Below are 19,744 nucleotides of genomic sequence, written 5' to 3'. Positions count from 1 at the left end.
GATGCAGAGATTATTCGGCAGTGTCGCGCCTAAGTGGCAACCACATAGTCGCCCTAAGGGAACCTGAAATCGACATAGATGAATATCGAAAGGGGTTTAAGTTAGCGAAAGAAACCGCTATCCGAAAAGCCTGTAGCGCCGTTGCAATACCCCTTGTTGGGGGAAGGGGAATGCTGGTGAAAGTGCAGGAAGGAACGGGAAATTGGGTGTTGTAAAGGTGGGCTTAGAAAGTAATAAATCCGATTCTTTGCAAATGAAAATCAATAGCTTTAAGGTATGAGGGGTTCTTAATTGGATTGATTTTCAATTGCTTTTGGGAGGCAAAAGAATGTCCCGCACAACAATCACTTTTCTCGCTACACTAAGCATCATCGCGGCAGGGGCTCCTGAAATTGCCTATGCCGGTCCAGATGATGGCAAAACTGTAATTGCCAAAACTCACATAGACTCGCCGAAAACGTTTTGGGATTCCGAATCAAAAACTTTTGACCAGAAATCCTCTGCTGGTGCCGGGGTGCTCCATGATTTTGAATCTTCGGTTATCTATCTCGGAAAAGGGTGGAGCCGTCGAGGGATAAATCAATATCAGTTCACTATTCCCGATAGCGGGCACCTCACCGAAATCGGTGCGCCGGGCGATGTTTTTTACGCTGGGCCGCAATTAACTGAGGGGCAGCATCATCCGTTGTGGTGGGGATTCGGTGCTGATGCTTTACCTCTCAATGAGTTTCGTGATGGAAACGTGGCACTAGAACTGCTCAATGTAGATGGTCCCGGTGAAGTACACCTGTTTAGCCATTATGACGATTTTCCTGCAGGGCTCAGAAATTTCTTGGGATCAACAGCCCAAAGCCCCCGCATTTGGCCGCTCAATAGTGGAGAACACACTCATAACACGATTTTATTTACCAAACCTGGCCGCCACATCTTAACGTATCGCACGGTGGCTCGGTTAAAAGACGGAACAGTCGTGCATTCGGGAGAAAAACAACAGATTGTTCAGGTGGGGGGCACCGAGCCGCGAGCGGAGGTATCGAAAAGCTTGGAAGATCTCTACGCTGCTGCCCCGGAGGGCAACCTCGCCGAAGCTGGCTATGAACTCAGCGTTGCGCCGTATAAACCAGCACAGCAAAAAGACGGCGATAAAAACCTGGAACTGGTGCAATTCCGGGCGAAAGACGCCACCTTAAACGGGACGCTGACATTGCTTAACGACGGATACCACCTTGCGGATATCAATGTTGTTGGTGGGCGTGCCGAATGGCCGGAATTATTTGGAAGTAAGCCTTCCAGACTGCAAGCAGTGTTTCTTCCGGCTACTGGATCAGGCACCCGTTGGGTTTCGCCTGTGATTGAGCGTAGCTTTTTGAGCAGTCACACAGTGCAATCAGAAGAAAGTTCCGGGCAACTTTTTGCCCCTACCAACAACTCCGCAAATACTAGGTTCTTTCCTCCAACGACGATTAAGCAAGGTAGCACCGCCGCGGTGGAAATCACTGATGTTCCTGGGAATAGTGATTATGCCAAGGTAAGCGTTAAAGTTAGTGATCCGAATTTCGTGGGTTTTTTACGTGGCGGAACCGTATCAAAGGTAGGTGATACTGCAGTGGACCAAATAATTGAGGCACCTATCATTGATGGGCGGGGCGATTTTTATATCAGCCGCGACGACATTTCGGGTCAGTACCCTTTCATTAAGGTCATTCCACACCCCACTCTGGATGCGTATACTGCCACCATCACATCGGATCAAGCGATTCCGGATTCGGGCAGAACCATGTATCCACCAGCAGGATTGACCCGTTTTACTGATTCTCCTGATGATAATCCGAATGGGCAGCCTGAGCAGCCGCAACGATGCGGCGAATCCTTGCTTTTGGCATCCGGTCACACTGACCTTGAGGCCCAGCGTAACGGCAATGCCTTTAGCATGACCTTGCTGGATCAAACGAACACGGAAGGTTTTGACACCTACCGTCGAAAGGTCAGTGACGTGGTCAACGTGGTTCGGGACAATGCCTTAAGCAAACGGGAAAAAGGACTGGCGAAACCCGAACTCGACTTCCTGGTACCGGCCGGTGAGAAGTTCTATCACCTGCCGCAATCACCAAAACAGGACGTTTTGTGGCCCGGCTACAACACTGAGAAGCTCACTTACGATGAGTTCTCCGGCCCAGTCGGCCTGCACTTGGAACCAATCACCATGCCTGCCGACGCCGTATTCGGTGTCTTTAGCGAAAACGGCCTGTCTGGCGACATCAAAGTGTTGGCCAATTCGGTGGCGAAGGACCACGTGATCGAAACTGACATTGCCACCCACGCGCACGTCGGTTGGGCGTTTAGCAAACCAGGTGTCTACCGGTTTGAGACCTTCTACAAGGCGACCACGAAAGACGGCACCAATGTGTCCTCTGCACCAGAAACCATGACGTTCGTGGTCGGCGCACAACCCGGCACCGAGTGCGAGCAGCTGGGCAACGCCCAGACCCCTCCGGCACCGAAGCCACCGACTCAGACACCGCCAACGCAGACGCCACCGACGCAGAATCCTCCGGCACCGCAACCGCCAACCCAAACCCCACCGACGCAGACGCCACCGGCGAATGAGGGCAGCGCGACGTTGAAGGGCGGGCATATTGCGGCGATTGTGGCTGCCATCATCGGTGTGATTGCTGCTGTTGGTGCGGCGGTTATGAGTGATCCGGTGCGCAATATGCTGCAGTCCGCGCTCGCACGACTGCGGTTCTAAGCACACGCAAACTTCCAGTTTTCTTGTTGGTTACCCCACTAGTTTTCATAAGGAGAAAAAAATGAAACTTCGTACCCGATTCACGGCGACTGTCACCGCCGTAGCCACCGCAGTGGCGCTCAGCACCTCCGGTGTCGCAGATGCCCAGGAAACAACGTTGACCCAGGGACACGTGGACGTCTTTCACGTATCAGCCACCGATGATGGTGGCTTGAAGCTGAATATGAAGGAAGACATCACGGGAATTAGCGTTGAACGTGATGCGGAATCGGCGGTACTGGAGGCAAACGCCGCGGCCTGGACCGAACAGACGAAGAAGCTGAGCTTCGTTGGCAAGGAGGCTGCCTACTTGCCACTGTCCCAGAACGAAAATCCTAAGGTTTTGTTCCCCGGCTGGGATACCACCAAAGTTCGAACCAAGAACTTTAAGGAAATCGACCTAAAGATCAAGGAGCTTTCCGGCCCGGGTGAGCTGTACCTGTTTAACCGGGACGGCGGCGACACCAACCCTGTGACGGCCGACGGGAACTACAAACTGTCCAGTGGTTCGGTGATTTCGGTTAAATTCCCAACCCACGCGCACGCCGGTTGGGTATTTACCAAGCCCGGTACCTACACCATGAAGGTTGAAGCAACCGGAAACGGCAAGACCAGCAACACCGCGACCTACACCTGGAAAGTAGCGGAGAAGAAAGACGCTGCCCCGAATCCCGCACCAAAAGATCCTGCCCCGAAGCCTGCACCAGGTGACACGTCGAAGCCGTCCTCCATTAGCACTGGCGGCATCATTGGCATCGTCGTCGCTGTGCTTGGCGTGATCGGTGCTGCGATCGCAGCATTGCTGGGCGGAAAACTGCCCCGGTTCTAATCGCCATCTTTCTACCCCGTCACCGTGATGTCGGCGGTGACGGGGACTCGCCCCGTTAGTATCTTGTTGGGAATATTTTTCACATGTTTATTTTGAAAAACCCCACCATGACGGCTATCCCGCAAGGCGCACCTTCTGCCGCAACCAGCCTGATTTCGTTGCGGAGAGTGTGTGCCGTTGTGGCCGTTATGGGCCTATTCGTGTTGTCGCTCTTTGCACCTGCTGTTTCGCAGAATTTACGGTTAAGCGACGGGCACGTCGATGCCTTTACCGTCACCGCAGAAGACGGTGATTTGAAACTGGCCTTAAAAGAAGACATCACTGGCAGTGGGGTGCTCCGTGCCCCGGAATCCGTTGTGTTAGTTGTCGCGGACAGCGCTTATAGTGACGCCACCTCCGCGGTTCCCGTGATTGGTGGTGCGAGTTACTACCTACCGCAAGCTCAGCAGTCCGGTTTGCTCTGGCCGGGCTGGGATACCCTGGCGGCGCAGTCGATTGCGCAAAATATTGATCTGAATTTTGAATCCGTCTCCGGGCCGGGTGAGGTTTTCCTCTTTGAAAACAGCGGTGGCGGCGGTGTGCAGTCCGTTACCTCGGACGGGTCGTTCAGCTTATCCAGTGGTTCGGTTATCAATCAGCCGTTCCCGGCGCACCGGCACGTCCATTGGGCGTTTACTCAACCAGGTACGTACACCATGCAGGTAACCGCCACGAGTGGTTCGCTGACAAGCAATACCGCAACGTATACCTGGGAGGTAGGAAGTGCATCATCGGGTGGGAGTCAGGGCAATGCTTCCGCAGGCACTGGAAATTCGCTGAACACCGCGCAGCAACCAGCAGCACCTGGAAACCGGAACAACGCACCTGCCAGCGCGCCGCGAGGTCAGGCGTCTGGTGGTACCGCCACGCAACCAGGACGAGCAGGCGGTTCAGCGCCCGCAGGGAGCGGAGGTACAGCAAACGGAGGCGGCGCGGCAGCTGGCGGCACAGCGAGTGGTGCGGTAGCCGGTGGCGGTGCTAGCGGGGGGAATTGCAGCCCAGCGGTAACGCCTATGTTGAAAGACGACCGCACCGTTCCGGCCACGTGGCGAAACCTCAGCGAGATTCAGTTTGAGCTCGGTAGTGCGGCGAAAAAAGATCTGCCTGTCGCGATCGGGCCGGTTCCGAAGGGACCTGTGTGGATGATCGGTTCCACTCAGGAACCAAACGTTCCGTGGGTGGGGGCCAATTCCCAACACCCCAGCATGTTAGAGCACACGCAGGGGCCGGTGACGTGGGAACTGGTGGGATTCTCTGGGCCTGGTCCGATGGTTGTGTATAGCCAAGGCGGATTAGGACAGGTAGTGGGCCAAGAATGGTTCCGGGGAGCAAACAATCAGGCGCAAGGCAGCTACACCATCGGGGCGAATGCCCACGTGCACCCCAATTGGGTGTTTGGGGCGCCCGGGGTTTATCAGGTATCCATTCGGCAAACCGCGACCTTAAACTCCGGTGAACAAGTTGCCGGTACCGGCACCGTGGTGTTCAAGGTGGGCAGCGGTAGCCAAAGCGGACACTTCGACCTCGGTGCGGCAATTGACCCGACCGGCGGCAATTGCGATCCGGGATTCGCCGCAGCCCAAGCGATTGCGCCCGCAGACCAGGCCGCGGGCGGCGCGGCCGGTGCAGGTGGTGATACAGGTGGCGAGGTTGCCGACGTGGCGGGCGGAATGAGCGCGGCGGCGAAGAAAGCAGCTGCCGGTGCCGACACTGACGAGCCCGCCATCACCTTGGCCGCGCATATCGTCCAGACCTTGCCATATGTGATTTTAGGTTTGGGATTGTTCGTCCTTGGCGCGGGAACGAGTAACCTCAGCGCGGCGGTGCAGCGTCGAAAAGCAGCGAACGCGGGTGCGGCCGACACCACGGCTAAGGACGCTTCATGAGCCGAGCAACCCGAGGCACCCGTATGCCCGCCCGGACGTATGTCGGCATCGCGCTTGGCCTTGCCGGGGTGACGCTGGCCGGTTGCGCGGTTGGCGCGACATCGACCACGCTGGCGGGCGCGCCGAACAGCAACGATAGCGTGGTCGATGTCGTCGCCACCACGCCGATCATTGCGGATCTGGCCCAAAACGTCGCAGGTGATCGGGCACGGGTGACCTCGGTGATGCCGCTCGGTTCCGACCCGCACAGCTTCGAGCCGGGGCTGCGCAGCGTTCGCACTATCGCACACGCGGACATTATTTTCAGCAACGGCCTGCTGTTGGAACAGCAATCCCTCGTGCGTACCGCCCAAGAATCCCGACTCCCGGAGGTGCCATTCGTGGAATTGGCTGACCAGTCGCCCCGCCACGGCGGCGAGCTGATTCCCCTGGTAGAAAACGTCGCGTTGGATACCGTGTGGTTGGGGATGCGCATTGCGGGTGACGGCGCGGAATACGGTGCCACCAAAACCAGCGGGGTAGACATGCGCCTGAAAACCGCCACCGGGCCGGGCGACGCCGCGGCCTACGTCACCTCAACGTTTGGCTACCCGGAGGTGTTGTTTAACACCAAAGACGGCATCGATGCGGATGACAGCACCACTTTGCCTGTCGACGCCCACACCCACGTGTCCTGGGCGTTTAGCAAACCCGGCGAATATCGGTTGACCTTCGGGGCAACCCTTGACACCCCCACCGGGCCGGTGCCGATCGACGACGCCACCATAACCCTCGCCGTCGGCGTGGATCCGCACACTATTGCCGCGAAAACTAATGCGCATATCATCGACTCCGGTCACGTGGACGTCACCGCAGACATCACCGAGAACAGACTAGTACTGCGCGGCGACGCCCCCACCGGCACCGACACCACCTATACCTACGAGCCCGACGCGACCGTCGTCGTGGTGCCGCCGAGCGTGCTGCAAACCATTCCCGGTGAGCCCGCGTTTAGATTCCTTGGCAACCCCGGCGCAGAGGTGTACCTTTTGCCGCAGGCGGTGTTGGGAAAACACGTCCACGGGGAAGTGGACCCCCACCTGTGGCATTCGGTGAAAAACACCATCGCTATGGTGCGGGTGATCCAAGACGAACTCATCGCCATCGACCCCGGTGGACGGGCTGAGTATGTGGATAACGCCAATGAGTACGTCGAAAAGCTCGAAGACCTCGACCGCGACATGCGGGAAACTATCGCCCAGATCCCGCCGCATCGCCGACACTTGGTGACAACCCACGACGGCTACGCCTACTTGGGCGACGATTATGACATCAATATCGCTGGATTTGTCACACCCAACCCGGCCATTGAGCCGTCCCCGCGCGACGTGATTGCGTTAACCCGAACGTTGGAAAACCTGCACGTTCCGGCGGTATTCTTAGAGCCGAAACTCGCTGGTCGCGCCGGGGTGCTATCGGAGACTGCGCTGCGGTTGGGTATTGAGATTTGCACGATTCGCGGCGATACCCTTGATGCGGAGGTGCCCACCTATCTGGCGCTGATGCGCACCAATGTTGACGAACTTGCCCGGTGTTTGGGGCAACCAGGAACCTAACGCAGTCAGCCCGTAGCAAAAACCGAAAAACGCTGAAACCTGCCTGTGTTTTACGGCCAATATCCGCTAGTGAACATCACAACTTAAACCAACAAAACAAGAGGAAAGCTATGATGAGAAAACTCACCCGACGTACCCCGTTCCGATCAGCTGCGGCCGTCATGCTGGCGGCTGCGTGTATTGCTACCAGCGCCGTGCCGGTTGCCGCAGGCGATCTTAATCAAGTTGTCAGCGCCGACGAAGCCATCGCCCCAGCCGGTGAGCTCGTCGAGTTTCGCTCCGGCCACGCCGACATCGGGCCGCTGATGGTGCCGAAGAAAGACAACCCCGACGTGCCGTTTTCCACCTATATCCGGGACGATTCCAACACCCCGCCGGTCTGGCGCAGCCCGGAGGACGTGTTATTCGTGGTGGGGGATAACGCCAAACAAACCCTGCCCGATACCCAAGACTTCGCATTCACCGGCGCGACACCGGGTTCTTCCGTGTGGGTTGTGCCGCAGGTGGAGCAGGTCGGCGTTCCGTGGGTGGGGTGGAATACCCAATCGCCAGCCTTTGTGGAGGCGATCACCGGTGGCATAACCATGAGCTTTGCAGGGCACCACGGGCCGGGGCAGTTTACGTTATTCCTGCAAAACGGCGGTTTTGAAAAACCACAATTATTGTGGACCTCGGCGGAAAAAACCGCCCAAGATATCTACGTCGATGCCAATACCCACACCCACGCTAACTGGGTGTTTACCGAACCGGGAATCCACCAGGTAGCGGTGAAAATAACCGCCGAGTTGAAAGATGGCGGCGTGAAAGAAGACACCCAGATTTTAAGCTTTGCCGTGGGGGAGGAAGCGGACCTTCCGGCGGCGCAGGCGGTCACCTGGGACGGGGATTTCTTAAGCGAAGGTGACGATAGCGGGGTCGCTGCCGTGGGCACCATCGACCGCACGGGTGACAACCAAGCGGTGTTGTGGGCAATCATCGCCATTGTGGCGGTGCTGGTCATCGGCTCAATCGTCGTGGTTATCCGGGCACTAAGCCGCCCGCGGGGTGAGAAGTGACGATCGAAACCCAACCACAGCCACAGCCACAGCCCAAACCGCAGTCGCGGCAACGATCATCGGCCGCGCTGCTCACCGCCCGTGATCTTTCGGTAACGCTTGCGGGGCGTCGGATCTTCCATTCCCTCGATTTTTCCATGACGGCGGGGGAGTTTGTCGGCCTCGTCGGGCCGAACGGCGCTGGTAAAACCACGTTTTTACGTGCGATTTTAGGCTTGGTGCCAACGTCGTCAGGTGTGGTGGAAGTAGCAGGCAACCGCGGGCGCAAGCTACGCACGGCGGTGGGCTACGTGCCACAGCGCCACGAATTTGCTTGGGATTTTCCGATTTCGATCCGCGACTGTGTCTTAAACGGCCGCACCGGACTAATCGGGTGGGGGCGCCGCGCGGGCCGCGCCGACCAGGAGGCAGTAGATGAAGCCATCGCCCGGGTGGGCTTGGAATCGCTTGCGCACCGCCCGATCGGGCAACTTTCGGGCGGCCAACGGCAACGAGTGTTGGTAGCCCGGGCGTTGTCGACCAAACCGCAAGTTTTGCTTTTCGACGAGCCCTTCACCGGATTGGACATGCCAACCGCAGAGCACTTAACCCGCCTGTTTTCCGACCTGGCGGATGCTGGCACCGGCATTATCATGTCCACCCACGACATCGGTGAAGCGCTGCATTCCTGCCACCGGCTGGTGTTGTTTAAAAACGGCATTCGGGCGGACGGTAATCCCGCCGAATTATCAGACGAAACCCTATGGCGTGACACATTTGAGGTCGGCGAAAACTCGCCGCTTATAACCCTGGTGAGGGCACATACCCATGCTTGATATTTCTTTCATCGACTTCATCCATGATTTAAGCAACCCCGCGTTGGCCTTCTTACCCAAAGCCCTACTGATGTCCGTCATGTCCGCGGTGGTCTGCGCCGTGGTGGGGACGTTTGTGGTGCTACGCGGCATGTCGTTTATCGGTGATGCGGTGGCCCACGCCGTTTTCCCCGGACTGGCCATAGCGTTCGCCCTTCAGATTTCGGTGCTTGTTGGTGGGGCGGTGGCCGGTGCGACGGTCGCCCTGCTCATCGCTGTGTTTTCGCAGCGCCGCCGGGTGAAAGAAGACGCCGTGATCGGTATTTTCTTCGCCGCAGCATTCGCGCTTGGCTTGGTGGTGATCTCCCGCACCCAGGGCTACACCGCCTCTTTAAACAATTTCCTCTTCGGTTCCATCACCGGTGTCTCCACCACCGACCTGATCGTTGCTGGCGGGGTAGGAGCGCTGATTATCAGCGTGATCTTCCTGGTATTGCCGCAATTAACAGCCGTCGCCCTTGACCGGGAGACCGCCTTTGCCATGAACCTGCCGGTTTTTATCCTCGACCTCATTATCTATTTGGCGGTGACCGCCGCCGTGGTGATGTCGGTGCGAACCATCGGCAATATTTTGGTTCTGGCGTTGCTAATCACCCCGGCCGCCACGGCCCGCTTGGTCACGGATTCGCTCAAATCGACGATGGTGATCGCCTCCTTGGTGGGGGTAGTGGGGGCTATCGCGGGTATTTATTTCGCCTGGTCGATTGACTTGCCTGCCGGTGCTACTATCGTATTAGTTTTGACAATGATTTTCTTTATCGCATGGTTGCTATCGCCCAGGCAAGGGCTCGTGGCAACGTGGCTGCATAAACACAAGGTGGTTGACTCACATGACTGCATTGCATAAACCGCGTACCGTCGTCGCACTCGGGTTTAGCCTCGGGCTCATCTTAAGCCCCACCGCGGCCGTGTACGCCACCGATCACGCGGTTGGCGGCGGCGAATCAGCACCAATAGCCAATGAAGCCATCGGCGGGAACACACCAGCACAACCACCCGTCGGCACCGACGACGACGTTGCAATCCCAGCCCCACCGCTCGAAGGGGTTCAGCCGGGGACACCCGAAACCGGGGCGCAAGCTCCTGGCCTGCAAACCCCTGGCACGCAACCGGCACCCAATGAAACCCCACTGCCGGACGTGGAATCAGCCCCTAATCCCGCAACCGCCGCGGAACCAACCCAGGTTCTTACCGTTACTGCGCCAGCGGAAACAGCAACGGATACGTTCATCATCAAAGAATCTCACCAGGATATTCATCTTCAATTGGTTGACGGCTATCCGCACGTAAAAATGCGCGACGACGGCTCGCAGTCGGCATCGGGCAAAAGCGCCTACCGGCCCAGCGGCAGCGCCTATATTCTGGTCGATCACCAGAGTGAAAAGACACTCAAACGGGGTGAATTAGCAGCTGATACTGATTTGCCCGATTCCAGTTACGTCATGCCCGAGAACCAGATTCCAGGTGTCCCCTGGGTGGGGTTTAGCACCGTCGGGCTCACCGGCGACCATGTCGCAGGCCCCGAAAACGTTCTGCTAAGTATCGCCAAAGCGGAAATCCCAGACGGCGGCCGGATGCTGTTATGGACCGAAAGCGGGTTGGATGCTGAACCGCAACTGAGGCTTGATACCGACGACCTAGCCAAGGAATGGGAATTCGGGCTGAAAAGTCACGTCCACACCGGATACGCTTTCACCGAGCCGGGCCGCTACGACATCACCTTCCAATACGCCGGTGAATTCCACGGCGTGAATTGCGAGAAAACCACGCCGGTGACCTACACGGTTACGTTCCTCGTGGGCGAAGAATTCTTCAGCCAAGCACCAGCAGATGCCCGTGAGCAGGGAACTCCTGCCGATCACGAAACGGATTTCAGCCACGGTTTTAGAAAACCACAGTCAAACGGTAACTGCGACGGCAAGAGCGGGCCGGGACGATCCCGGAAATCCGGGGGCGGGGATGGGCTCACCGCCAAGCCCATCGACGACGCCTTGAAGAAAATCGACCAAGAGCTACAAAAACTAGGCAAAGCGCCAAGCGGTGATACTAAAACCACCACTAATGCTGGCACTGGCGGGGCCTCCACCAAATCAACCCAATCACCATCGCAAGCCACCCCAACCACAACACCAACCGGTTCAACTGCCACAACCGCGACAGCAACCACAGCAACTGGTACCACCAGTGGGGTGCAATTCATGTCCGCGCCGGGCCGTTCGGTGGTTGCTTCCGCCCCTAAGCCCGCTGCCGCACCAGGAGCTGGCGCAAAAACTGCGACCGACCCGGCACCAACAGCTGCAAAGCCCGCCGATAATGGGCCGGTAGCCTCAGATGCGGAACCGGTGGTGGCCGCCGCCGAACCTACCACCGCGTTTGCCGCATTGGGCGATGAGACCGCGACGGAAACCGAAGTGAAAGCGACGGCTAATGTGTTAGACAACATGGGCATGTCCCACGGCTTCGCGCTAGGGGTTGGGCTGACAGCCTTAATTGCGGGTTTCTTTAGCCTGCATCTATCCCGCCGCATGTAACCTGGCGCGCACTCACCATGTCCCGGCTAGCGCAAACCTTGTGCTAGCCGCAGCGTGTTAATTGCGGTGAATGGCGTTCTGCGCTTTCGTTAATCCCTCGGTACAGATCAGCCGCACCGCTTGGGCAGAGGCGGAAATCATCTGCGCAAGCTGCTCGTCGTGCGGGATGGTTGAAAGCACGTAATCGGGAACCGGTTGGCCTTTCGGTGGTCGGCCGATTCCCATGCGCACCCTGATGTAGTCGCGGCTTGATAACTCGGCGGTGGTGGATTTCAAGCCATTGTGGCCGTTTTCGTTCCCACCCTGTTTGATCCGCACCTTTCCGTGCGGCAAATCTAATTCGTCGTGGACAACGATGACTCGTTCCGGTGGGATTCCCAATGCGGAACATAACGGCGCGACTGCGGTGCCGGAAACGTTCATGAAAGTGGTGGAGCGAACTAAAAGCACCGGGCAGCCATCGATGTGTACTGAGGCGACGGTTGCCGGGATTCCCTTGACCGGGTGCAGGGATTGGCCTAATGAATCAAGCAACGAATCGATTGCCATATATCCCACGTTATGCCTGGTGTTGGCGTATTTTTCGCCGGGGTTGCCAAGCCCGATCACCAGCCACTGGGCAGGTTCGGGCGTAACGTAGCCGGGGGAGCGGCGGGTAACCAACGATGTGAGACGCTGCCAAAGATTCATGTTCTTTATGCTCTCATAGTTTTATCCGCGCACCTAGAATTTTTTAAGCGAGCACCACCTCAAGGATTGTTTGCCGGGAACCTGGCATTAGATGCCTGATGAAAGCGGGGAAGCACATGTTGATGAGAACATCGACCGTCCTAGCCGAGCTAAAACTGCCGATCATTGTTGCGCCGATGGCGGGCGGGCCGACAACCCCGCAGCTGGTGGCGGCAGCACACGCTGCCGGTGGGTTGGGGTTCCTCGCCGCAGGTTCGGATACACCAGAAAAACTCATAAGCGACGTGCGCGCTCTACAGGATCACCCACATGTCAGGTTCGGGGTGAATCTGTTTGCCCCGCAGAACCAGGTGCCCACTGCAGCCGATGTGGATTTTCTGTTGGAAGTGCTCCGCCCGGTCTATGCCGCCGCAGGGAAGCAATTGGTGCCCGATGCAGAGCAGGTTATCTCTGCCACGGATTTCACCAATGGTTGGGAGGAGAAACTGGAGTTTCTTCTCAACATTGGTGGTAAAGATTGTGGGCTGAAAGCCGTATCGGTTTCCTTCGGTTGTTTTAGCGCGGCGGAGATAGCCGCACTTCACGAGGTGGGTTTGGAAGCGTGGGTGAGCGTGACAACTGCACACGAGGCGAAGATTGCCGCCGAGCGGGGTGCTGATGTTCTTATCGTCCAGGGGTTTCACGCAGGTGGGCATCGATTGTGCTGGGACGCAACTATCACGCCACAACACCAACCAACCGCCGAGCTGATCGTTGACGTTCTTCTGGCGGCACCGAATATGCCGCTGGTGGCGGCCGGTGGGGTGCGTACCCCGCAGCAGGTGAGCGAATTACTATCGCAGCCAGAGGTGGTTGCGGTGCAATGCGGTTCGGCGTTTGTGCGTTGCGACGAAGCTGGTACCAGTGACTTCAACCGGAAATTGCTTGCCGATTGTGCTGATAGGCGTGCAGGGGATTCGGTGACTACCCGCGCGTTTTCGGGCCGCTTTGCCCGGGGATTAGCCACCGCGTTCACGAAAACCCACCCGGATCTGCCGCCAACGTATCCGCTGTTAGGCAAGCTCCTTGCCGGTTTTCGATCTGATCCGCGGACGGCTTATTGCCTGGTGGGTAGTCATCCGGAGTTGCTGCGTACTGGCACGGCGGCGGAGATAATCGCCTATCTCATGCGTGATTTCTTATAGGTAGCGCAATTCCGGTTGTGAGAAAAGATGCGACTAAAACTTAGTGCTTTTAGCTAAGGCTGTGCTATGTTGTTGGCTATGGGTGCGAAGACCAAGCGAAGCAAGCTGAAAGTCATTGACAGTTTTTTCGTTGATTCGTATCGAACTTCCACCAAGCAGCAAGCCGCCGAATTAGTAGGGGCGGCATTTTCGCAAGCGATGGGGCAGCTTGATGCTGGTCACTGTGATTCAGAGATGCGCAAGCTGCGCGCCCAAATCGAGCGCGGTAGCGCCAAGAACAAGTGCTGCCGTTCGAAGCCGCGGTGTAAAAAATGCCCGACTGTCATGCATCGGCTGCGCAAGCAAGGGGCGCTCCAGCTTGATGATGCCGCATTGCGGGTGGCGTTAGCTAAAGCGCGGAAGTGGTAAGGAAGCGTTCGACCTCATCCGCTATATCGGCGCACATGATCGGAATGTCCGCTTGTTCCTGCTTGGAAAACGGTTTGAGTACGAAGCTGGACACGTCCATTCGCCCTGGTGGTCGCCCGATTCCGATTCCCGCCCGAATGTAGTTTTTCCCCATAGCTTTGGTGATAGACCGCAGCCCATTGTGGCCGTGGTCGCCGGTTGCGTGCTTGTCGACGCCCGGCGCCCGTAGTTTCACCACGCCGAAGTCGAGCTCAAGGTCGTCGAAAAGCACGATGACATTGCCGAGAGGAACCTTGAAGAAATCCGCCACCGCTTTAACCGGCCCGCCCGAGAGATTCATAAAACTACGCGGCCTGGCAAGAATAACCTTCCTACCGGCGAGGGTGGTTTCGGCGATCAACGCATTGGACTTTTTATGCGCGCTGAATGTGGCGGGCATACCACTCGCGCGGCTTGCGAGCTCCTCTAGCGCCTGCACGCCGATATTGTGCCGGGTGTTGGCGTATTTTTCGCCGGGGTTGCCAAGGCCGACGATTAAGACGGGGGAATCTGCGTTCATGCTCACTCAGGACATAATAGTGTCATCCGCCCCCATGCCGACATACGATACGCGGCGTGGGGGCGGATGATGGGTTTGAAGGTTAAGCGATATTACTCAGCAGCTGGCGCTTCTTCGCCCTCAGCGGCTTCTTCGCCTTCAGCAGGCTCGTCTTCTGGGACGTCTGCAACTTCTTCATGGCTGACGGTTGCCAGGACGGTCTCTGGATCAGCAACCAGGGTGGTCTTTGCAGGCAGAGCAAGATCGGAAGCGTGGATCTTGGAATCAGCCTCAAGGCCCTCGATGGAGTGGGTGATCTCTTCAGGGATGGACAGAACGTCTGCCTCAACCAGGACGGTGTCGAGATCCTGAACCAACATGGTGCCTGGTGCTGGCTCGCCTTCGAATACCACAGGAACTTCAACCTCAACCTTTTCGCCGCGCTTGATGGCGAGCAGGTCGATGTGGTCGGCGTTGAGGGTGATCACGTTCTGGTCCACGTGCTTGACCATCACGAGGTGCTTGTCACCTTCGATGTCGAGCTCGAACACAGCGTTACCACCGTGGTGGCGCAGCAGTGCGTGAATGTCGAGACGGGAGGTAGCGAAGTGGATTGGGGTTTCCAGATCGGCCGAGTAGATCACACCTGGGATCTTGCCTTCGCGGCGCAGGCGGCGGGCAGCACCCTTACCAAATTCGTTGCGTGGTTCGGCGGCAATGATAATAGCTTCGTTGGACATTGCAATCTCCTTACTTTTTTCAACTTCAGTGTGGAGTGCGATCCTGAAACGGCAAAAGCCTTGCGAACCGCGACTCTACGGTGGACATTGTCATCGGAGAGTCTTCGCAAGGCTAAAGTACTTAGCTTTGGTGAAACACTATCGCGTCGATAACGGCTGTGCAGCATATGCACTGGCCCTCGCCGAGACGAGTGAAACCATACCACACGGGTATGGTTTCACCAAGTCAAACGATGTTAGTGCGAAATGGCCTTCGCCATTCCCACGCCGGTCAGCGAACGTACTTCCATCTCGGCAGCCAGCTTATCCAGATCGTCGGGTTTGCCCAGCTTGGAGCCGATGATGCCGAGGAGGAAACCAGCCGGAACCGAGATGATGGCCGGATTGGTCAGCGGGAACCAGGCGAAGTTCACACCCGCGCCCAGCATGGAGGTTTCCGCGCCGGAAACGGCAGGGGAGAAGATGATGAGGGTGACTGCGGTAATCAGGCCACCGTACATGGAGAACAATGCGCCGGTGGTGTTAAAGCCGCGCCAGTACAGCGAATACAAGATGGTGGGCAGATTGGCGGAAGCCGCGATGGCCAGTGCCAAGGTGACCAGGAACGCGATGTTCTGGCCCATCGCGCCGATTCCTAAGATGATGGAGAGAATGCCGATCACCACCACGGTGATGCGGGATACGCGGACCTGCTCTTCTTCGGTGGCTTCGCCATTGCGTAGTACCGAGTTATAGAGGTCGTGTGCCACCGACGCCGATGCGGAGATTGTAAGGCCAGCTACCACGGCGAGGATCGTCGCAAAGCCAATGGCCGACACTACCGCCATGAAGAAGGAACCGCCGACCCGTGCCGCCAGCAACAACACAGCGGAATTGCCGCCGCCAGGGGCGCTTTGGATGGTTTCGGTGCCAACAAGGGCGGCTGCGCCGAAGCCCATGACTACGGTAAGGAGGAAGAACAGAGCGACGATCGCGATGGTCCACGTCATCGAACGGCGTGCTACCCGGGCGGACGGCACCGTGTAGAACCGCATGAGCACGTGCGGCAATCCGGCGGTGCCCATGACGCAGGCGATGGCGAGGGAAATGAAGTCGATCTTTGTCAAGGTTGATTTTCCGTAGCGCAAGCCGGGGCCAAGGACATCGGTTCCCTGTGGGTGGGTGGTTGCGGCGGATTCCAACACCGCGTTGAAACCACCTTTAATCGCGACGAACGTGAGTATAGAGATGATGACCGAGCCGCCAACCAAAAGCACGGCCTTAATCATCTGAACATAGGTGGTGCCTTTCATGCCGCCCACGAGGACGTAGATAATCATCAAAACACCCACCACGGCTACCACGGCAGCCTGTGCCGCTTTGCCGGAAACCCCAAGCAACAGCGCGACCAAGCCGCCCGCGCCTGCCATTTGGGCGATGAGGTAGAACAGCGACACGCTCAAGGTGGTCACGGCTGCCGCGGTGCGCACTGGGCGTTGTTGCAGCCTGAAGGACAACACGTCAGCCATGGTGAAACGGCCGGTATTGCGCAGCGGTTCGGCAACCAAAACAAGTGCCACCAGCAGCGCGATGAGGAAGCCGATGGAATAGACGAAGCCGTCGTAGCCGTATAGGGCGATGGCGCCGGTCACGCCGAGGAATGCGGCGGCGGACAGGTAGTCGCCAGAAATTGCTAGGCCGTTCTGCCAGCCGGAGAACGCGCCGCCGCCGGTGTAGAAATCGGAGCCCTTCTGCGAGGTCGTCTTTGAGGTGCGGATAACGATGGTGAGTGTGACCGCGATGAAGATCGCGAAAATGGAGATGTTGAGGATCGGATTGCCGGTGTCTACTGTGCCTTGGGCAAGAATGATTTGATTCATCATGATGGTGTTTTACGCTTCCTTAACGCTTGTGGGCTTAGCCGGAGGCTGGGGATTCGGGGGTCGTGGGGTCGGAAGCTGCCCGCGAAATAGCGGGTTGTTCCATGTGTTGGCGGATTTCCTCGGTGGCCGGGTCGATTTTGTTGTCGGCGAAGCGGACGTATGCCCAGGTGACCAGGCCAGCGGTTGCGAATTGTGCGAGTCCTAGAACCATGCCGATATTGATCGCGCCGAATACGGGAGTTTTGACGAAGTCGGTGGCGAAGGTCGCGGTGACGATATAGAAGACGTACCAGGCCAAGAAAGCCACGGTGACGGGGAAAGCGAAACCTCGGAAGGTTTTGCGCAAGGCTGAGAATTCGGGGCTTTGGGAAACCGCAACGAATTCCTCCGGGGTGGGAACATGTTTGGTTGGTTGGGACATCGTGACAGACAACTTCCTCGTGTGGGGCAAGAAATCCCAACCAATGGTGATGTGACCTAGGATTCCCTGCCGATATAAATGTGTCTTGGGTCACCATCTAGGGTGATATGTTCATTAGACATGAAAAAGGTGAGTGGGGCACGCAAATTGTGGGAATTGTGGATTTTCTAAGGCTTTGCGTCGGGTTATGCGTGGACGCCGATTATGGAATCGGTTAATGAATGGCGACAAATATCGGTACGATTTTGACTGGAAACGTACTGCTCAAAATGTGTTATCCGACACATTATTCGGTGGGGTGAACTATGGGAAGATTGCGAATTTATAGGCTTCACCCGAAAAATATGGCTCAAAAAGCCTACCCACTTTCAGGGGTGTTAGTGATAGCCGCCGACGAGTGACGGCGACGAGCAATGGCGGTGTGTGACGGGTAGCGGTCGACCAGTGGAAGGGAACTGGGGCGGTGGGAGCTTGGGGGCGTCGAAAAGCATTAAAGGTGTTTAAGTGCCTCCCGGCGCGATAACGGCGACAGCTCATGGTTGGCGACAAATGCCCGCACCCAATCAGGGTCGGTTTTCGCGTAATCCCGCAGCGCCCACCCGATCGCCTTATTGATGAAAAACTCCGTGCTGCCCAGATTTGCGCAGATCACGTCGGTGAGCAGCTCCGTGTCGGTTGCCTCTTTGCGTAGTAATTGATGGTCAATGGCGATCCGGCGCAACCACATGTTGTCGTGGCGTGCCCAAGAACGCATGTGGGCCGGAGTGCAGATCGCGCCGACGCTTAGATCAAGCGAATCGACGGTATCCCACCAGGATTTTGTCGTGGCAAGGGTCCCTAGCCACTCCACGTCAGCGCTGGTTAAGGTATTCGTCGGTGCCGATACGTGGGCGCGGATGCTATCGGCGGCGACGTACTGAAATTCCCGCTCCGGTTGCGCCCACAGTAGTTCGACTACCGCGATGAGTTCGGTTCTGCTGGCGGTGGTTAGGTGTTTTACGATGCTTTTCGATGCCCGCCTGCGCGCTGGGGTTTTAACCCCTAGGTATTCAAACTGGTCCCGCATGTATTTCTTTTGCCCCGCCGCAACTTCCGCATCGGACACCGCGACAAGAGCGGCCCTTAAATTGTCGACCAGGTGATGAGGGTCCATGTGATTCATCTGCTTTCGTGCGGGTATTTATTGAGCATTATTGAACGCTAACCGCTCTGAGCTGGTTCGTCTCGGTATCGAAGATTAATGTCACTGCGTTGTCTAATGTTACCCGGCGACAATCGGCAATGATCTCCTCGCGAAAATGCATGGCGCGCTTTGCTAGCTGGTTAGATACATTGTCCCACCCTAGGTCGGACGGGGTGGAGAATATCCACGGGTTGATTTCTAGGCCCCATCCGGCCTCCATGGGCGGGAAGTGGTCGGAGAAGATTTGATAGACCACATGATTATGGATGTGCAGTTCGATGGATCCGCATTTCCAGATGTTAAAACCGGGCTTGTCATAAAGCTTGGTTTCAACCTCCGGAAACTGCTGCTTGATGGATGCAGTGGTCTGCCCGATGAAAAACGGACCGCAGTCGCCGGTGAAGACTAGGACTTCAAGGTCAATGATTTGTCGGTGGTTGTCGGTCATGGGTGTTCTTAGGGGCGGTAGTCTTTGCTGAAAGCGCTACAAGTGTGCAGGCTGTCGGGCAGGTTGGGGAGGTCGTCTGGATTTTCAAAGATGAGGGAAACCCCGCTTTCTAGGGTCATGGTGATATTGAGGCTTGTGTGTTGTATCTCGTATCCGATGGTAGCGCGGTCAAGGTGCTCGGAAACCTCGGCAAGGCTAAGCGCGGTGGTGTCGGTGAACAACCACGGCTCAAGGGAAATGTGGTCGCCTGCCGATAGTGGTGCGAAGGTGAAGTGGTCGGTGAACACGCAGGTTAATGTGTTATCGAAGAAGTGCAGCTCGATGTTTCCATATGTCCAAATAGATCCGCCATAATCGTTATCCCATTCCTCGTCCGGACTGTTAAGGAGCTTGGTTACCTCGGTCTTGTTAAGCGGGGCATTAATTGGTCCGAATTGTCCGGTTCGGAAGAACTCTTTGATATCGATATGCATGGGCTGGGTCCTTGGTGTTAGCGCTGGCGTGATTGCGGGGATCTGGTTTCGTCGAAAAGCGAAAATCGATTATGAATAGCTGTTCGCGTGATAAGGGAGAAATATGGACGACATCTAGCGATTGTAAATAAAAATATATGCATTTGGTCAGGTTTGCTATCCGCTACACGTCGTCATGCAAACTTTCTTATTTGTCGTTTCTGCGCGAAAACTGGATGGG

General features: G+C 57.0%; 18 protein-coding genes. 10 read left to right on the top strand and 8 right to left on the bottom strand.

Annotated elements, in window-relative coordinates; translation table 11 throughout:
* The first annotated feature begins 328 nt into the window (after nucleotides 1-328).
* The 8 genes from Q4D85_RS00615 to Q4D85_RS00580 all read left to right on the top strand — a co-directional run bounded on the left by Q4D85_RS00615 (nucleotide 329) and on the right by Q4D85_RS00580 (nucleotide 11,577).
* Complete coding sequence (locus Q4D85_RS00615; RefSeq protein ID WP_303197494.1) at nucleotides 329-2,749, top strand: choice-of-anchor M domain-containing protein; 2,421 nt, start codon at nucleotides 329-331, stop codon at nucleotides 2,747-2,749.
* A gap of 61 nt (nucleotides 2,750-2,810) precedes the next feature.
* A complete protein-coding gene (locus Q4D85_RS00610; RefSeq protein WP_303197493.1) occupies nucleotides 2,811-3,617 on the top strand; it encodes a choice-of-anchor M domain-containing protein in 807 nt (268 codons plus the stop codon).
* Nucleotides 3,618-3,700: 83 nt separating this feature from the next.
* A complete protein-coding gene (locus Q4D85_RS00605; RefSeq protein ID WP_303197491.1) occupies nucleotides 3,701-5,542 on the top strand; it encodes a TIGR03773 family transporter-associated surface protein in 1,842 nt (613 codons plus the stop codon).
* Nucleotides 5,539-7,137 (top strand): anchored repeat ABC transporter, substrate-binding protein, encoded by a 1,599-nt coding sequence (locus Q4D85_RS00600; RefSeq protein WP_303197490.1) that lies wholly within the window; start codon nucleotides 5,539-5,541, stop codon nucleotides 7,135-7,137. Before Q4D85_RS00605 ends, Q4D85_RS00600 begins: the two co-directional genes overlap by 4 nt.
* 110 nt (nucleotides 7,138-7,247) lie before the next feature.
* The gene (locus Q4D85_RS00595) at nucleotides 7,248-8,192 is read left to right on the top strand and encodes a choice-of-anchor M domain-containing protein (RefSeq protein WP_303197489.1); all 945 of its coding nucleotides are present in this window, start codon (nucleotides 7,248-7,250) and stop codon (nucleotides 8,190-8,192) included.
* Nucleotides 8,193-8,260: 68 nt separating this feature from the next.
* Nucleotides 8,261-9,007 (top strand): anchored repeat-type ABC transporter ATP-binding subunit, encoded by a 747-nt coding sequence (locus Q4D85_RS00590; RefSeq protein WP_303197692.1) that lies wholly within the window; start codon nucleotides 8,261-8,263, stop codon nucleotides 9,005-9,007.
* On the top strand, nucleotides 9,000-9,893 hold the full coding sequence (locus Q4D85_RS00585; RefSeq protein WP_303197487.1) for an anchored repeat-type ABC transporter permease subunit: 894 nt from the start codon (nucleotides 9,000-9,002) through the stop codon (nucleotides 9,891-9,893). The genes Q4D85_RS00590 and Q4D85_RS00585 overlap by 8 nt, the downstream gene beginning before the upstream one ends.
* Nucleotides 9,877-11,577, top strand: a complete 1,701-nt coding sequence (locus Q4D85_RS00580; protein WP_303197486.1) for a choice-of-anchor M domain-containing protein — start codon at nucleotides 9,877-9,879, stop codon at nucleotides 11,575-11,577. Before Q4D85_RS00585 ends, Q4D85_RS00580 begins: the two co-directional genes overlap by 17 nt.
* A gap of 57 nt (nucleotides 11,578-11,634) precedes the next feature.
* Here the strand turns inward: Q4D85_RS00580 and pth (Q4D85_RS00575) are convergent, their stop codons facing one another.
* Complete coding sequence (pth, locus tag Q4D85_RS00575) at nucleotides 11,635-12,267, bottom strand: aminoacyl-tRNA hydrolase (protein ID WP_303197484.1); 633 nt, start codon at nucleotides 12,265-12,267, stop codon at nucleotides 11,635-11,637.
* Between the two features lie 122 nt (nucleotides 12,268-12,389).
* On the opposite strand from pth (Q4D85_RS00575), the gene Q4D85_RS00570 reads away from it, so the two are divergent.
* Together Q4D85_RS00570 and Q4D85_RS00565 are read left to right on the top strand one after the other, a co-directional pair.
* Entirely contained in the window at nucleotides 12,390-13,451 is a 1,062-nt protein-coding gene (locus Q4D85_RS00570; protein WP_303197483.1) for a nitronate monooxygenase, read from the top strand.
* 78 nt (nucleotides 13,452-13,529) lie between these two features.
* Nucleotides 13,530-13,859: a hypothetical protein gene (locus Q4D85_RS00565; protein ID WP_303197482.1), complete on the top strand. Its 330-nt coding sequence runs from the start codon at nucleotides 13,530-13,532 to the stop codon at nucleotides 13,857-13,859.
* Here the strand turns inward: Q4D85_RS00565 and pth (Q4D85_RS00560) are convergent.
* The 7 genes from pth (Q4D85_RS00560) to Q4D85_RS00530 all read right to left on the bottom strand — a co-directional run bounded on the left by pth (Q4D85_RS00560) (nucleotide 13,840) and on the right by Q4D85_RS00530 (nucleotide 19,524).
* Entirely contained in the window at nucleotides 13,840-14,418 is a 579-nt protein-coding gene (pth, locus tag Q4D85_RS00560; protein ID WP_303197691.1) for an aminoacyl-tRNA hydrolase, read from the bottom strand. The genes Q4D85_RS00565 and pth (Q4D85_RS00560) overlap by 20 nt on opposite strands.
* Before the next feature lie 92 nt (nucleotides 14,419-14,510).
* The gene (locus Q4D85_RS00555) at nucleotides 14,511-15,137 is read right to left on the bottom strand and encodes a 50S ribosomal protein L25/general stress protein Ctc (RefSeq protein ID WP_303197481.1); all 627 of its coding nucleotides are present in this window, start codon (nucleotides 15,135-15,137) and stop codon (nucleotides 14,511-14,513) included.
* A 236-nt stretch (nucleotides 15,138-15,373) separates the two neighbouring features.
* Entirely contained in the window at nucleotides 15,374-16,996 is a 1,623-nt protein-coding gene (locus Q4D85_RS00550; protein WP_303197689.1) for a cation acetate symporter, read from the bottom strand.
* A 37-nt stretch (nucleotides 16,997-17,033) separates the two neighbouring features.
* A complete protein-coding gene (locus Q4D85_RS00545) occupies nucleotides 17,034-17,420 on the bottom strand; it encodes a DUF485 domain-containing protein (protein WP_303197480.1) in 387 nt (128 codons plus the stop codon).
* Between the two features lie 490 nt (nucleotides 17,421-17,910).
* Entirely contained in the window at nucleotides 17,911-18,573 is a 663-nt protein-coding gene (locus Q4D85_RS00540; RefSeq protein WP_303197478.1) for a DNA alkylation repair protein, read from the bottom strand.
* Between the two features lie 37 nt (nucleotides 18,574-18,610).
* On the bottom strand, nucleotides 18,611-19,051 hold the full coding sequence (locus Q4D85_RS00535) for a hypothetical protein (protein WP_303197476.1): 441 nt from the start codon (nucleotides 19,049-19,051) through the stop codon (nucleotides 18,611-18,613).
* Nucleotides 19,052-19,059: 8 nt separating this feature from the next.
* Nucleotides 19,060-19,524: a hypothetical protein gene (locus Q4D85_RS00530; RefSeq protein WP_303197474.1), complete on the bottom strand. Its 465-nt coding sequence runs from the start codon at nucleotides 19,522-19,524 to the stop codon at nucleotides 19,060-19,062.
* Nucleotides 19,525-19,744: the final 220 nt, after the last annotated feature.

Origin of the sequence: Corynebacterium sp. (assembly GCF_030532965.1) — a bacterium.
Lineage (GTDB): Bacteria > Actinomycetota > Actinomycetes > Mycobacteriales > Mycobacteriaceae > Corynebacterium.
The sequence above is the reverse complement of the archived record's forward strand: the minus strand, read 5'-3'. Positions and strand labels throughout refer to the sequence as shown.